Here is a 14,179-nt window from a genome sequence, read left to right as displayed (position 1 = left end):
CGACCAGAAGGCGGCGGGCGCGATGGAGCATGAGAACGGCCTGGGTGTCCTCGCTCTTGACCGGAACGAATCGCATGCGCGCGTGCTTCTGACGACCTTCTCGAAGTCGCTGGCGAATGCCTTGAAGGTCAAAATCGCGCGATTAACGGATGAACAGACGGCTGCCCGGATCGAGGTTCGTGCGGTCACCAACCTCGGTTATGACCTCTTCAGCAAGTGGTTCGGGCAGCCGAACATTGCTTCGTCCAGCACTATCCAATCCCTGCTGACGCAGGCAGCGAAATTGTTGGCGGCCGGTCAGTTCTCCCCCAGGTTCCTCCTTGGGGAATGGTCAGATGTGGTGGACGCTTGGCAACTTCAGACCTGGGAAGATTATCGCGATGTCGCGCGCCTGGGCCGGAAGACCCGCATTGGGGGCAAGCAACGTGAAGTCCTATGGTCGATTTTTGCCCAGGTGCGTGCGGGCTTGTCAGAACGAAAGATGGTGACCTGGGCCGAGGTGTTCCGGCGGGTCACCGAACGGCTGGCTTCGGTGCCAAAGCCATTTGACTTTGCTGTGGTGGATGAAGCCCAGGATGTCTCGGTGGCTGAAATGCGCTTCCTGGCTGCCTTGGCAGGCGGGCGTACTGACGGACTGTTCCTGGCAGGAGATTTGGGACAGCGAATCTTTCAGCAGCCGTTTTCATGGAAATCCCTGGGCGTGGACGTGCGCGGCCGCTCACACACTTTGCGGGTTTGCTATCGCACCAGCCATCAGATTCGGTTCCAGGCAGACCGCCTGCTTCCGGACGCCGTTACCGACGTGGATGGCAACGCCGAGTCGCGGAAGGGAACGGTTTCGGTGTTTGATGGGCCGGTTCCCAGAGTGGCTGTTTGCGACGATGAAGATGCCGAAATCCGCGAGGTTTCATCCTGGCTGATGGACTTGATCGAAGACGGTGTGGTGCCTGACGAGATTGGTGTTTTCGTGCGATCTGATCGCGAGCTTCGGCGTGCCAGGGCAGCACTCAAAGCATCGGGCATTCCCGCCGTCGAGCTTGACGATACAGTGGAGGTGCCGACCGGCCACGTCGCCATCAGCACCATGCACTTGGCGAAGGGTCTGGAATTCCGCGCTGTCGCTGTCATGGCATGCGACGACGAGGTGCTGCCGGAGCAAGATCGCATCGTCGTCAACCCAAAACCATCTTTGCAGATGCTCTTGCGAATCAAATTGGTCTCGCGAAAGATTCTGGCTTCGTGTGCCAACGGGTTCGTGCTGTGAAGGGGGAGGGCGGCACTTATTCGCGGAAGCTCGTTTCGAAGCCTCCCCGCCCGTGGTGGTTCGAGCATGATGGCCAGTTCTATCTGCAACTTCGGTACGGCCGAATCATTGTCGAACTTCAGCCCAATCGCCCGACCATCTGCTGTGGCCCCGGGATGGACGGTGTTGTATCCGCCCTCGAAAAGGTCGCCAAAGCTGTACGCGAGGATGATCCGAAATTGGTGTCACTGATCAACAGTGCGCGCCAGCGAGCTTCCCGCGTAAAGGTCGGTTGATCGTCCGAATATCGGCGGGGCCGGCGGCCCCGCCGATAATACTGTTAGGCGACCTCCTTCATGATTTGGGCGAGCAACGTTCTGGTACGATCAATCAGCGTCAGGCCCAAGCTCTCAGCCAGGTCGTGGCTCAGGATCAGCAATTCTGATCCCGTTTTGTTCTCGCCAGTGCCGTAAGCCCAGGAAGTCGCGATCATCGGGAAACCTTGGTAAAGGCGGCGGACCTCTTCGTCGTTGTTGTAGGACAGTAGCCAGCGTCCAGTTCGGCCCCGTAGCACCGCCGCCAATCGGTGATGGTCAAATTGTCGGTGCAGGTCGCCGCGCACACCATACAACGTGGCCTTCTCCGGCGGGAAAAGGTACGGCGGGTCGGCGTAAACGAAGGCATCAGGATGTTGGCCGAGGCTGTCCTCGAAGTCTGCCTGGTTAATGGTGACGTTGGAGATCGTCACTAACCGCAATTTGGTAATAGCTGATGCCGTGAAGCGATTGTCCGACCCCGAATACCCTCCACAGAACGTTAATCCGCCGAAGCTGGCACGATTGATGGCGAAAAAAGCCCCGGCCTGGAGAACAGGGTCCGCTATGGACCAATAGGACTCTCGCAACTGGTAGAAGCGGTCTTTGGTCATAGGGAAGAACTGCGTTGCTGCGTCCGCGACCGCATGAGGATCATGTTTGATTTGCTGCCAGCAATTTACCAAAGGCGCGAACTTGTCGGAGCCGAATACCTGCACCCCTTTTTTCGCTAGGGACAGTTCGATGGCACCCCCGCCCAGGAATGGCGAGCAGATCGACTGGATATCCTTGGGTATCAAGTTCAGTATGGCTTTCCGACCTCGGTATTTTCCGCCAATGTATCGAAGAAAGAGCATGTGGTGTCCTTGTCATGCATGGTTGGTGTTTGCATGACAATCTCACCCGGTGATTTCTTGGTTCAATTTATAAAAATGCCTTGGCGGCAACTTGATTTATTGACTGGTGGTTTGTTCGTTCTGGTTGTGTAGGCGCTATGCTTGTGTAGATACTATTTGGGCGAGAGTATCCGGTAAACGCTGGCCCGGCCGATGCCCAATCGGGCTGCGATCTCAGTGGGGCCAATCCCCTCGGCCCTGAGTCGATTCACATCTTCGGCTTTCGCCCTGGCGGTCGGCTTCCTGCCCTTGTACTTCCCTTCCAGCTTGGCCTTCGCAACCCCCTCACGCTGGCGCTCCAACATGACCTCCCTTTCCCATTCGCTGATGCCGCCGAGAATCGTCAACATGAGCTTGCCGGTCGGGGTACCCGTATCGATGCCCATGTTGAGGATACGTAGCTGCGTGCCCTTCGCCGCGAGCCTGTCTAGGGTCGATAGAAGGTGCGAAACGGAGCGCGCGAGTCTGGAAAGGTCGGTTATCACGACCGTATCTCCGTCACGAGCGTAGTCCAGCAGCATAGAAAGTTGCTGCCGAGCAGCCATGTCTACGGACGATACCTGTTCGGCAAAGACCTTCTCGCAACCGGCCGCTTGGAGATCGCGGATTTGTGCTTCAATGCCTGCTACCTGTTCGATGCTGCTCGAACGCGCGTAACCGATCAGCATGGCAACTCCATCTCAATAGACGCTAAACATCCTAATGGGAAATGTCCCAAAAGTCAATTTTTGGTCTATTGAGACGTGTGTTAACCGGCCCTGCTGCTGCTCCAATAGGGCTTGGTCTATTGGAGCGCCTCTAGCACCTCTTGGAGAGGCTTGTTCGCGAGATCGGGCCAGATATCGCGCGGTTCACGGCCGGTGATTTCGCGAATCTTACGAGCGCGAACCCCGAGAACGGCAAGCTTGCGCATATTGTCATCTTCAAGGTCGGCAATGGCGTTCAGCGTGGAAAGCGAGATTTCCATCATCGCGCCGAGGCCGAGTCGTTTGGTTCGCCAGTACCCGTTACCGATGAGCCAGTGGATCGACCACATCGTTTCCTCCTGGCTCCAGCAATTGGGGTTTTCCTCGCCGTCGATGGCATCGGCCAGGAGTTGGAAGTCATCGGGCGTGAGACCGAAAGCCTTTTCATGGTCCATGGTCACGCCTCCACCGCGAAGCGGATGCCGTCACGCGCGAGGACGGGATAGGCCCACTGCACTTTGCTGCCGACCTCTTCGACGCTGAGCGTGCAGTCTAGGTGCGTGTAAAGGTCACAACTGACGATTACCATTCTCCCGCTGAAAAGGATGTCATTGTAGACAAAGTGTCGCTCTTCCAGTGGGGGGAGAACGTCGGCATTCGTGTAAGCCACGTGGTCGTTCACAGGCACACGCAGTTGTACCAACTGGCAGCCAATGACCTTGGACAGCCCGGCATCGGTCGGCAAAACAACCTGTTCGGAAATCCGCTCTGAGCGTGGGTCGATGATGATGGCCCTAACAGGTTTCTCGGGCATATTTGTTCTGGTGCGCATATTCATGGGTTCCTTTGTCTGGTTTCCGTCTTCAAGGCAGCCGACACCGTTCGATACCGAAGGGGTTTCCTTCGATGTCGTTGATCCAATGACGTGCTAACCCGATGCGGGGTTCACGGGCCTGAGATTGGGTGCCAATCACCAGGCATCAATCATCATCCTGCTGCACTATGATTCGTTCAATGGGTAATAACGTCCGTTAACCATTTACAATTCAGGGCAGTAAACCCCTTCTTGGTTCCTGCAATGAAATGGGTGGCATGACGTTATGCTTTATTCATGTGGAGCGAGTCTGTGCCGCCATGGCGCGTAGGCGCTCGCGTCTTTCCCGTTCTTGTCGTCGTGCGCGGGTGGTCGTGGCGTGGTTGTAAGTTTTATCCAGCATGTTGATGCTGGTGCCGGCCCAGGTGGCGATCACGCCAACACTGAGGTCCGTCGTTTCGATCTCATCTGTGATCGTGGTGTGCCTGATGCTGGTCAGGTCGTAGTCGTGCCCATATACGTCGTGGGTCATCTTCGCGTGCTTGAGCAAAGAGTCGAAGCTGCCCTCGAACGTGCGGATGGCGGAGCCATCCGAATGCATCCAGAGGGGATCAGTGGAGGCCGGCCATCGGCCATACTGTTCCTGATAGAACGCGGGAAGTCGTTTCATGAGGAGGTTGGTGATCTCCGCCCGCATGGAGTCAATCGGTTCCACCGACCGGGGGTGAACCTTCGATTTAACCGCGTTCACCTGTAACTTCACGTACATGTCTTCGGTGCCTGGAATGACATCGTGGAGCAGGGAGCGGAACTTCAATTGGTAACCCTCAGCGACCCGCAGGCCGTATGCCCGCAGAACCAGGCAAAACCACCAGCAAAGCTGCCGAATGCGTCTGTTGTCGCCCGGTAGCTTCGCCGGGTTCAGCCAAATGGTGGTCGATTCTGTCAGGTGCTTCCAGTCCTGCGCCGTGAAATACGGCGTTACCCTTGACGGTGACGACGGGGTTTCGGGCGTGGTTGGGACGTGATCCGGGATCGTGGAAAGGTGTCTTTCACTGCGGGCGAATTTGAACACGGCCTTGAGGTAACCCCATTCCTTGGACTTGCTCGTGGCCGTAGGGATGGTCTTTTCCTTCGGTGAGATTTTTCGCACGAACGGCTTGCCGCCCCGAACCGACTCAATGGCGTCGATGCTGGCGCCAGGGCCGGTAAGCCAATAGGTGTCGCGCCATCGTTGCCATTCGGTCAGGTCTACAAAGTCGATCTCGTCAATCGGTCGCTTGGTAAACGGCTCGTATGACGCAACATACCGAGCAAGGAAGCACCGGTGATGCTCGTACTTGGTCCAACTGACCCGCCCGAGGTCATGTAGTGCCAGGAGATCGTCAAGGTAGGCCTTCGCTGCTTCGGAGACAGTTGGGGTGCGGCGAGGATTGAGGCGCTTACCCTTCCCGACCTGCTCGCGGTACTTGTAGAGGATACGCTTGCCGAATTCGACAATCTCTTCTGGTGGCCCATTGCGGCGCACCGACTCAAAATCGAATTGTCGTCCGGCGCTCGCAAGGTGGAGCGGGCTGTACTGGAATTCGGCAGCAACCAAGCCCTCTTTACGGGCCTGCCCCGCGATTTGAAGCCGGTAATAGAACCTCCCGCGCTCGTGGACGGAAGGCCGTTGGAAAAGGGTCAGTTGGCGCGTATCGTCGTGCCACTCGTTGACGTAGGTCGGCATGAGTCGTAACCAGGGTATGGGCAAGGATTGATTCGCTTGCCCCAAACTTGCCCCAAAATGATAATCGCAGTCTTGGTTTCGTGCAACTGGCGGATTTCATGGAAACATTAGGTGAATACTGCTCTAGGTGGTATGGGGCAAGATGAAGTATTTCAACAGTCAAAGTATTCGCACCGTCTGCTGAAAATCGCAGTGTCGCTGGTTCGATTCCGGCCCTGGGCACCATTATAAACCCCTGAAAGGTAACGCCTTTCGGGGGTTTTCCATTTCTGGGCTGGGGGCAGCCGGACGAGGCCGGGTATCACCGGGGTATCACCAGAGCAAAAGTCGCATCCCGGCCCTCGATCGAGGAAGACCTGCCGGGCGCTGGGGGCGATACCAAGTTGCTCCGAGGTGCCCGCGACAGGGGGGGCTGCATGGGGTCTGTTTCGCACGGTTCGATTTCGGGGGCGCGATGACGAAGTCCAAGCCTGATCGCCTTCCTTTCCGAAGCATCGACGATCTTCCCGAATTGGCCACCCCGGAAGACGAAGCGGGGGTGCCGCGTCAGCCATTCCCGAACCTTCGGCGCCTTGTGGGTGGCGTGTTTGTCGAGGATGACGTGGATCACCTTGCCCGCCGGATGATAACGCTGCGGAAACACGGTGATCGCAGAAAGGTGCTCGGCCTTGGGCAGGGAAACCATTCGCGCCCACACAGACTTCCATCGGTGGCCGCAGCCCTTCAGGCCGAACTGATTAACCGGATTCCGTATCACACCCTCACCCAGGCGATATGCACCTTCAAGCAGGGCCGGATCGCCGATCGCGGTGTTGATGCCCAGCAATACCGGGCCTCGGGGCTGAACCTGCTCATCGCGGGAATCGTCTACTGGAACTCGACCTACCTGGCCGACGCGGTCGCGCACCTCCGCGCGACCGGCGAACGCTTCACAGACGAATTGTTGGCCAACACCTCGCCGGTGAGCTGGGAGCACATCGGTCTATCGGGGGACTTCCTGTGGAATCGCGCCGCCGCCGTGCCCATCGCCAGGCGCCCGCTCAACCTGGATCATCATCGTCTGGTCGCCTGACAGCCACGTTCTTGATTGGTTCGACCTTAGCGTTGTTTAGCTAACAAACAACGCGCTGCCCTCATGTGCTGCGGAACAGCCGCGGCGTCCTCCGTGCTCTACGCAGTTGCGGCGGGTGGCAGCAACGCCTCATCGGCCTTAGCCGGCCGCGTCCACTCAATGGTGGCGACACCGGCGCAGGACGGGCAACACGCCGCCCACGCCTCCACCACGCGACCACAAGCACCACAGACCCAAGCAGGAGAGAGCGGAGCCTCATGCTCCCGCCGCCGCCAGATCTCGGCCGACCGCGCAGACCCTCCAGGCTCCCTTTCCTCGATTTCGGCCATCAACCGACATCCCAGCGCATCGGGAGCGATCTTCAACGCCGCCATGATGTGGCGGCGCGCCACCCCCCATTTCTGAACGGCAAAGGCAGCCTCTCCTGCGGCCAAGTGCCCATCGGGATGATGGGGGGCGATTTCCGCCAGGGCCTCCAGCCTCTTCAGGCAAGCATCCCGATCCTCGCCGCGCCACAATGGAGCACAAGCATCAAGCAGCACTCGAGCAGGAACATGCCGCCAAACGGACGCCAGCAGGGTCTCGGCCTCCGCCTTGCGTCCCTCGGAAACCTCGGCCCGGATCACGTGCAACGCAGAAGGCAGAAAAGTCTGGTCCGCCGCCATGGCCTCGCGCGCCAGATGCAAGGAACGAGCGGGATCGCCGGGGGATGCATCCAAAGCTTGCCCCTCAAGCGCCACCGATCGCCACCGCACCGCCACCAAGGGCGTCAGCCGACCGGCCAGAACTGCCTCACCAATCCAGGCCTGGGCTGCCTGCCATTCCCCAGCCCGGATCTTGGCGGAAAAGGCCTCTAAATCCTCTCGGCTCGGCTCGGCGGGAGCGACGGGAGCGGCGGCGGGCTTCTCAACGACGACAGGCTGAGGAGCCTTGACGATGGGCTGTATCTTATCCACCACCGGAGTCGGCGGTGGTGGCGAGGCCGGCTTTCGCGCGAACAGACGCCCCTTCGCGGCCTCCAACCGGGCCGGCGCCACCGGCTTTGCGGGTGGGCGCGGCAAAAGCCGGTCCAGGCGGGCGGCGAGTCCGGGATTATTCAACAGCCGCGCCGCCTCGGCCGCGAAACGGCGGCCTTCGCCGACATCCCCACTCTCTGCCGCGTCCAGGGCCGCCAGCAAGGCACTCATGCCTCTTTCCAGCCCCCGTGCCTGCCGGGATTTCCCCAGCTTGGAGGGGACGTCGGCCACCAATGCCGAGAGACGCGACAGGGCGGAAAAAATCAGAAACACCACCAGGATCACGGCCAGAAGAACCGGCATGTTGCTTTCCACGTGCCAGCCAAGCCATTCCACCTGCACCGATCCAGCATTGTCTGAGAACCACAGGGTGGCCAAAACAACCGGGGACATGAAAATTGACAGGACGATCAGACGTAATAGCATGGATCACTCGTCTCGAGACGCGGCGGCGGTCATGGCCATCGCCGACAATTCAGACAACGCAGCATCCGCGGACAGACGCAACTCCGCCGCCTCCAGCCAGGGTTGGATGGCCGCGAGGGACGGCCCCTCCACGTGGCGGAGCAAGGCGGCAGCCCCTGCCAAATCGCCCCCGGCCAGCAACCGGGACGCGCTGTTCAAGATACCATCCAGCCCCTCCTCGCCCCCCTCGGTGCGTCGGATCAATACCGCACCTCCCAGCCACCGCCGGATATTTGCTAGCACCCAACCGGAATCCGCGGGGACATCAAGCTTGCGTGCCGCGGCGGTCGTCACCTGAAAACTTTCGGCCAAACCCACACGGGTGACGATTCCCGTCGCCGAGCCCATCACCAGCGGTGCCAGCTTATCGGCGGCGCCCTTCTCCGCCAGTATCATGGCCGCTTTCATCTGCGCAGGGTAAGGACTGCCCCGGTCAACCGCTTCCCGCAATTGCCCGAGCGCGGCCAGGAACAAGGGCGCGCGATCCCGCCGCTCGGCGATACGTCGGAAAGCCGCCTCCGCCTTCTCCACCGCACCGGAGAGCTTGGTTGCGCCCCCTTCATCCGGCGCCAACTTGCGAACAATCTCCAAATCCCCTTTAAGCGCTGCTATCTCCGCCGCCATCCGAGACATCTGCGCCGGATCGGGGGAAACACCAGCCGCCTCGTTACGAGGGGCGTCCCCCGCCGTGCGGGCATTAGCCTCTAGCATGGCTAGGCGCCGGTCGGCATCCGCGATCCGCATAGCCAGGGGAGCCAGGGCGGCTTCCACCATATCCATCCGTTCATCCAGGGTCGCGGGACGCGGAGCGCCAACAGATCCGCCGTCACCTATCCGGGACAGCAATGAGCCAGGAATATCCCCAAGGCGCGTTGCCAGCCAAGGCCATGCCAGCACGGCTACGGCCACGGCGATGGCCAGATACAGAACCAGGACCTGGCCACCACCATCCCGGCGTCGATCCGGACGGCGACCACTCGGTGCCTGTGCCTTTTCGTTGATGTCCATTGGCTCCGCTTCCGCTAGCTGCGCGGCATGCAACCGGGCACAACCGCCCCGCAACGGCGATTTTCGCGATCACCGATCCCTTTGGCAAGGCATTATAATTATCGAGGGAACGGCCTTGAAACAGCTGATGCCCGGCGGTGCCGGGCATCAGACGCAAATCACCCGAGGCCGAACCTCATATCCGGTCGGCCACCCAGCTGACCACGGGCAGTTTCCATGCCCGCTGGAACACCACGGAGACCAAGCCCAGAAGGGAGAATACCAGGACCCCCATGGATGAAAACCCGAAAATCCACTTCCCCAGAACGGGAACATGCAGCGCGAACAGCGCCAGCACGCCCCATATCCAGATCACCAAACCCTGCTTGGCATGGAAGTAGACAAACTCGTCGTCCCGATCCACCAGCAGCGGAACAAAGCACAGGACGCTGAGATAAGACAGCGCCGCCATGATGGTCGTGCGCGCGCCAAGAGTGCTCCGAAGGATTGCTTCAACCATGATCCACCCCCTTCAGGACAGCGCGTCGCGCAGTTCGACTTCTTCATCGCTCTGTGCCGCTTCGATATCACGGCTCTTCATATAGGCGTAGACCGCCCCGGCCCCGACGACACCGAGGATGAGCGGCCCCCAAGCCCCAAGGCCCATACCGAGGCCCAGAGCAAGCCCCTTACCGGACCAGATGGTGCCGCCGACAGTCTTGGCGCCGACACCGACCTTCCCAACACCAACCGCAGCGGCCTTGGCCCCAGCGCCCTGCGCCGCGACAACCTTGGTTCCAGCCCCCTGCGCCGCGACAGCCTGAGTCTGCGCAGCGGCGGGCGCGGCTCCGGCCTTGGCAGCGCCAACCTTGCCCGCGCCAACCTTGGCAGTCGCGCCTTCGCGTTCCATTTCACCCAGGGCGGCGGCCTTGGTTCCGACCGGAACCCCAGGGGGGCAAACCATTCCGTTGGCGATCTGAGCAGGCACAAGAGTTCTCCTTAGCAATCAAGTAGCACGGGACTGAAAAATATCAGCCTCACCAGACATGACAATCCAATACCATGAGGTTGCCTAATAAGACAACACGTTACGGAGCTAAAGACACGACCACGCCGCAGTTGCGAGCGACTATTATTTGCATCACACCCACCTGCTGCAAGTTATTCGCATTTGCCTTTGCGCGGGTTTTGGCAGCAGCCCCCGCTGCACCCGGCCCCGCTGTCGCGGTTCTTGTGGACATAGCGAAGCACCGCAGCTCCCACCAAAACCACAAGCCCGATAATTGCCGACAAATCCCAAAGAGTAAGCACGGGATGATCCCTTAACGCCAATGACCACCACCACCTTAACCCCCCCCACAGAAATCTGCCACAGTGAGCAAAGCACCCCTTTTGGCAGGCATGGCACGCCGCGATGACCAGGAAGGGAATCGACTGATGAAGCCCAGTCAGCCCCACCTAAACACCCACGACAGCATAAGGAATAACTCTATTTTTGCACACCCCCGTCGCCTGAAACCACCCCGACAGAAATTGAGATTTATTCTCAATAAGTTTTCACTTTGCTTACCATCTGCTTTCCATTACATTTGCCGCGTCAGTTTCAAGGGGCTGAGGGGGAATCATGCATACTCTGGTCGGAGATCAGATGATCAAGGGCATCGCGGGAGTTGGCGGAACCGCACTTGGCGTCGGCGGCGGAATTGCCGCCCATCCGGTTTCTGCCGCTGCTGTCGGCAACACCTTGCTGGCCGGCAAGGGGGTGTGCCTGGGGCTGGGGCTTGGCCTCGGGGCCTGGGGTCCCGTTCTTTTCGGCGTTGCCGGATTGGCTTGCGCCGCCTCCCTATATGATTATCTGATGAATCGCAAAGCGCTGGCTGAGGCCTCCGCCGAGCCTGCTTAAGAGAGGACAAAGCAATGGCCGAGACTATTTTGATCGAAACTGAAACCGCTGGCGGCAACTGCCGTTCATATCTGATGGCGGGCGCTAGCTATCTGGGCATCCTCTGCTTCGTTCCGCTGCTTATGAGCCGCGATGACGAATATGTGTACTTTCATGCCAAGCAGGGGCTGGTGCTGTGGATGTGGAGCGTCCTGGCCATGTTCGCGCTGCATCTGCCGGGCATCGGCAAGTGGCTCTTCGGCTTCTCGTCCATGGGCGTCCTGGTGCTGTCCGTGGTCGGCTTGGCCTCGGTGGCGCTGCGCCGCACCTGGCGTCTGCCCCTGATCAGCCATGTCGTCGCCCTGATCTGACGGCGAGTGATCTAACGGACCCGGACAGCAGCGCAAGCACGCGGCCGATGTCCTTTGCTTTGGAGTCCCAAGCGGCTCCTACCATGTAGGCGCAGTTTCGTCTCAGGAAAGGCCAATACCATGCAGGACCTTCTTCTCGCCAAGGTCGAAAGCGCCATGCAGGCGTCCCAGGTCGGGGCACTTGCCGGTCAGACGGCGACGGTCTCGTCAGTCTCGGCCACGACCAATCTGACCACCATCACCCCAACCGTCGCGGGGCAGGCCCCTATCATCGTCAAACTGGACGCGGCACGGCAGGTGACGGAGTTGCAGGCCCTGGTGGGAAAGACCGTTCTGGTCGGAAAGACCCCGACCACCATCGGCGGCATCGGAAACTGGATTGCCTTGACCCCGGCGGCGGGAGCCAAGACCGGCGCTGCCGTGGCCGGAACCGGTCAGCTGGTCATGATGAAGGTCGAGGGCACCGGCGCGGCCATCAAGCTTCCCGCCCTGGCGGGTAAGAGCTTCATCGTCGCCCAGCCCCCCGTAGCCGCCGGAACCAAAGCGGCGGGCATGCTCTATCTGAATCCGGTTGGCGGTGGTGATATGGTGGCCATCAACATTCAGAACGCCATGACCCAGACCGGCGGCTTGGTCGGCAAGACCTTCACCGTCGCCCCCAGCCCCGTCATTGGCGGCACCACCGGTAAATTCCTGGTCCTGAAGCCCATGGCGACCGGGGTCGGCAAGGCGGTGGGCAGCGGCGCCGTCGCCGCCAAGTTCGTACCCGCCGCCGTCACCGGCACGGGCGGAGCGGCGGCTATCGGGGCCGGATCCGCCACCGCCCTGATGGCAACGGGCGCCAGTACGATCACCCCCGTCACTGCCGCCACCGCTGGCAGCGCCATGCTGACCGCCAAAGGTGTTGGCCTCGGGCTTGGCCTGGGCCTCGGCGCCTGGGGGCCGTTCGCCCTGGGGGCCATCGGCCTAGCGGGTGCTGCAGCGCTTTATACCTGGGCGCGCCGCCGCCATGGCGCTCCCGATGTTTCCGATGACGCTCTTCTGGCGGCTGTCGGCGAGGAATAAGCCTGACCCTTGAATTAAGGACCACAGCGATGAGCTTTCAACTTGCGCCGTATTTGGCGAAATCCGTCCCTGGAATCGGCATTCTCGGCGGCATTGTCGGTGGCGCCGCCGCCCTTGCCAAGAATGCCCGCCTTTTGAAGGACAAGCAGATAACCGGCACAGAAGCGGCCATCGACACCGGCAAGGAAGCAGCCGGCGCTGGGCTTGCCACCGCTTTCTCCGCTGTCGCCGCCACCGCCGTCGGCGGTGGGTTGGCGGTCTCGTTGGGAACCGCCCTGATCGCCGGCGTCGCCGCCAAATACGCCTGGGACCTGGGTGTCGATTTCATCGAGAAGGAATTGCGTCACGGCAAGTCCGCTGAGGCGACAGCGTCCGACGAAGACATTCTGAGGGAAGAACTGGCCTGAAATATCGAGCTGGTTCACGGCATTCAGACACCGGCGGGTACCCCTACTCACCGGTGTTTGTGCTTTCCATTTCGGCAGATCTTACCTGCGTGCCCCATGACGCAAAACGGGCGATGGCGAGCAAGCGCAGCATAACCCCGCAGGATACAATTGCATTCTGGGCAGTATATGAGCTTAACCGAAGTTTCGGAACGGACAGCCCCTGCAATGCCCTTTGCCCGGCCCCCGCCATGAGCATTGATCTCGCGCAATTCCGCAAGAATCAACTGCGCAAGCGCCCGCTCTTGTTGTGCGTCCCCAGCATTACCGTAACCCCAGGCTTGGGCAATCTTGTCGGCAAGCGAGGCCAAATCGTCGTCACGCATTGCGCGGCGGAGGGAAACGTTTTGCCCTAACCCTCAAGATCGCTGACAGGCTGGTCAAGCGTCCCAGCAAACCTGCGGCAGAAATAGACACTGCCCAATGCGGCGACAGCCAGGACCGACAAGACACCCCAACCGACAGTCGCGGTAACACCGATCGCGACGGTCTTGCCAACCATTGGCGCCATTGCAACCGCCTTCCCTCCTCCAACATTCGACAACAGCATCTCGCCCCCCGATCAATCGCGCATCAACCCTGAACGTCACAATTTATTACACGCTTAGGGGGGGGGGGAGTAAAGAAAATAGTCTACAATATCGAATATATACAAGGTATGTACATTAAGATCATACCAATACCATTTACATTTCATTTTATCTTTTTTACATGCCAGTCATATTCACCTTCGATGTATCTAACCCGTCCTATTCACCAGGGCGCTCAGAATTGTATGCCCCCGTAGTCGCCTGACGTTTGGCACGTCTGACCACGACGGCCTTTCGGTCGTCTGGGTGATGTGATGGGCAGGCGGACGGGGTCTGGAGTTGTCGGGCGGGATTGATCGGGGCAATGACGGCCCCGTCGGTCACGGTCCGGCGGGCATCAGCGCCGAGGCGAGGTGGCGGATCGGGGCTGGCTGCGGCGAAGGCGAGACGGATGCGCGAGGCGGTCTCGATGACGCGGGCGCCCAATTTCAGCAGCCGGAGCCGGATGGTGGTGAACTCCGCGTTGGCCAGGGCATGAGTCTTGGGGATGGCGTCACGGAGGGTGAGCATCAGCGCGCGCAATAGAAGGTGTCGTAGATGAATTCGGCCGAGCCGGTGGCCAGGCTGGTGACGACAACGCGGATGTCGAGGCCCAGCGTGGTC

14 protein-coding genes and 2 pseudogenes are annotated in these 14,179 nt (G+C 60.2%); 6 read left to right on the top strand and 10 right to left on the bottom strand.

Features of this window, described 5'->3' with window-relative positions; all coding sequences use genetic code 11:
• Nucleotides 1-1,264, top strand: a 1,264-nt coding sequence (locus A6A05_RS21900) for a UvrD-helicase domain-containing protein (protein WP_172822305.1), incomplete at its 5' end; no start/stop codon positions are given.
• Nucleotides 1,265-1,583: 319 nt separating this feature from the next.
• On the opposite strand, the gene A6A05_RS16850 is transcribed toward A6A05_RS21900, so the two are convergent.
• The 5 genes from A6A05_RS16850 to A6A05_RS16830 all read right to left on the bottom strand — a co-directional run bounded on the left by A6A05_RS16850 (nucleotide 1,584) and on the right by A6A05_RS16830 (nucleotide 5,682).
• Nucleotides 1,584-2,414 (bottom strand): DNA adenine methylase, encoded by an 831-nt coding sequence (locus A6A05_RS16850; protein ID WP_082911035.1) that lies wholly within the window; start codon nucleotides 2,412-2,414, stop codon nucleotides 1,584-1,586.
• Nucleotides 2,415-2,566: 152 nt separating this feature from the next.
• The gene (locus A6A05_RS16845) at nucleotides 2,567-3,121 is read right to left on the bottom strand and encodes a recombinase family protein (RefSeq protein ID WP_068503837.1); all 555 of its coding nucleotides are present in this window, start codon (nucleotides 3,119-3,121) and stop codon (nucleotides 2,567-2,569) included.
• Between the two features lie 116 nt (nucleotides 3,122-3,237).
• Nucleotides 3,238-3,594 (bottom strand): hypothetical protein, encoded by a 357-nt coding sequence (locus A6A05_RS16840; protein ID WP_068503835.1) that lies wholly within the window; start codon nucleotides 3,592-3,594, stop codon nucleotides 3,238-3,240.
• A 2-nt stretch (nucleotides 3,595-3,596) separates the two neighbouring features.
• Complete coding sequence (locus A6A05_RS16835; RefSeq protein WP_156521113.1) at nucleotides 3,597-3,977, bottom strand: hypothetical protein; 381 nt, start codon at nucleotides 3,975-3,977, stop codon at nucleotides 3,597-3,599.
• 271 nt (nucleotides 3,978-4,248) lie between these two features.
• Nucleotides 4,249-5,682, bottom strand: a complete 1,434-nt coding sequence (locus A6A05_RS16830; protein ID WP_068503831.1) for a hypothetical protein — start codon at nucleotides 5,680-5,682, stop codon at nucleotides 4,249-4,251.
• Nucleotides 5,683-6,436: 754 nt separating this feature from the next.
• Between A6A05_RS16830 and A6A05_RS16820 the strand changes: the two are divergent.
• Nucleotides 6,437-6,754: pseudogene (locus tag A6A05_RS16820) on the top strand (Tn3 family transposase); the annotation flags it as partial.
• A 98-nt stretch (nucleotides 6,755-6,852) separates the two neighbouring features.
• On the opposite strand, the gene A6A05_RS16815 reads toward A6A05_RS16820, so the two are convergent.
• From A6A05_RS16815 to mms6, 4 genes are all read right to left on the bottom strand, one after another.
• Nucleotides 6,853-8,196 carry a heme biosynthesis HemY N-terminal domain-containing protein gene (locus A6A05_RS16815; RefSeq protein WP_068503827.1) on the bottom strand — a complete coding sequence of 448 codons (1,344 nt, stop codon included), beginning with the start codon at nucleotides 8,194-8,196 and terminating at the stop codon, nucleotides 6,853-6,855.
• A gap of 3 nt (nucleotides 8,197-8,199) precedes the next feature.
• A complete protein-coding gene (locus A6A05_RS16810; protein ID WP_068503840.1) occupies nucleotides 8,200-9,243 on the bottom strand; it encodes a hypothetical protein in 1,044 nt (347 codons plus the stop codon).
• Nucleotides 9,244-9,418: 175 nt separating this feature from the next.
• Nucleotides 9,419-9,742, bottom strand: a complete 324-nt coding sequence (gene mmsF, locus A6A05_RS16805) for a magnetosome protein MmsF (RefSeq protein WP_068503825.1) — start codon at nucleotides 9,740-9,742, stop codon at nucleotides 9,419-9,421.
• A 12-nt stretch (nucleotides 9,743-9,754) separates the two neighbouring features.
• The gene (mms6, locus tag A6A05_RS21025) at nucleotides 9,755-10,210 is read right to left on the bottom strand and encodes a magnetic particle specific iron-binding protein Mms6 (RefSeq protein WP_068503824.1); all 456 of its coding nucleotides are present in this window, start codon (nucleotides 10,208-10,210) and stop codon (nucleotides 9,755-9,757) included.
• A gap of 636 nt (nucleotides 10,211-10,846) precedes the next feature.
• Between mms6 and mamG the strand changes: the two genes are divergently transcribed.
• The 4 genes from mamG to mamC all read left to right on the top strand — a co-directional run bounded on the left by mamG (nucleotide 10,847) and on the right by mamC (nucleotide 12,947).
• Nucleotides 10,847-11,125, top strand: a complete 279-nt coding sequence (gene mamG, locus A6A05_RS21535) for a magnetosome protein MamG (protein ID WP_068503822.1) — start codon at nucleotides 10,847-10,849, stop codon at nucleotides 11,123-11,125.
• Between the two features lie 14 nt (nucleotides 11,126-11,139).
• Entirely contained in the window at nucleotides 11,140-11,475 is a 336-nt protein-coding gene (gene mamF / locus A6A05_RS16790) for a magnetosome protein MamF (protein WP_068503821.1), read from the top strand.
• A gap of 120 nt (nucleotides 11,476-11,595) precedes the next feature.
• Nucleotides 11,596-12,540: a magnetosome protein MamD gene (gene mamD, locus A6A05_RS21895; RefSeq protein ID WP_068503819.1), complete on the top strand. Its 945-nt coding sequence runs from the start codon at nucleotides 11,596-11,598 to the stop codon at nucleotides 12,538-12,540.
• Between the two features lie 29 nt (nucleotides 12,541-12,569).
• Nucleotides 12,570-12,947, top strand: a complete 378-nt coding sequence (mamC, locus tag A6A05_RS16780; RefSeq protein ID WP_068503817.1) for a magnetosome protein MamC — start codon at nucleotides 12,570-12,572, stop codon at nucleotides 12,945-12,947.
• 949 nt (nucleotides 12,948-13,896) lie between these two features.
• Here mamC and A6A05_RS16770 read toward each other — a convergent pair.
• A pseudogene (locus tag A6A05_RS16770) lies at nucleotides 13,897-14,179 on the bottom strand (transposase); the annotation flags it as partial.

Origin of the sequence: Magnetospirillum moscoviense (assembly GCF_001650635.1) — a bacterium.
GTDB lineage: Bacteria > Pseudomonadota > Alphaproteobacteria > Rhodospirillales > Magnetospirillaceae > Magnetospirillum > Magnetospirillum moscoviense.
Note: the sequence above shows the minus strand (reverse complement) of the source record. Positions and strands in the feature narration are given on the sequence as shown.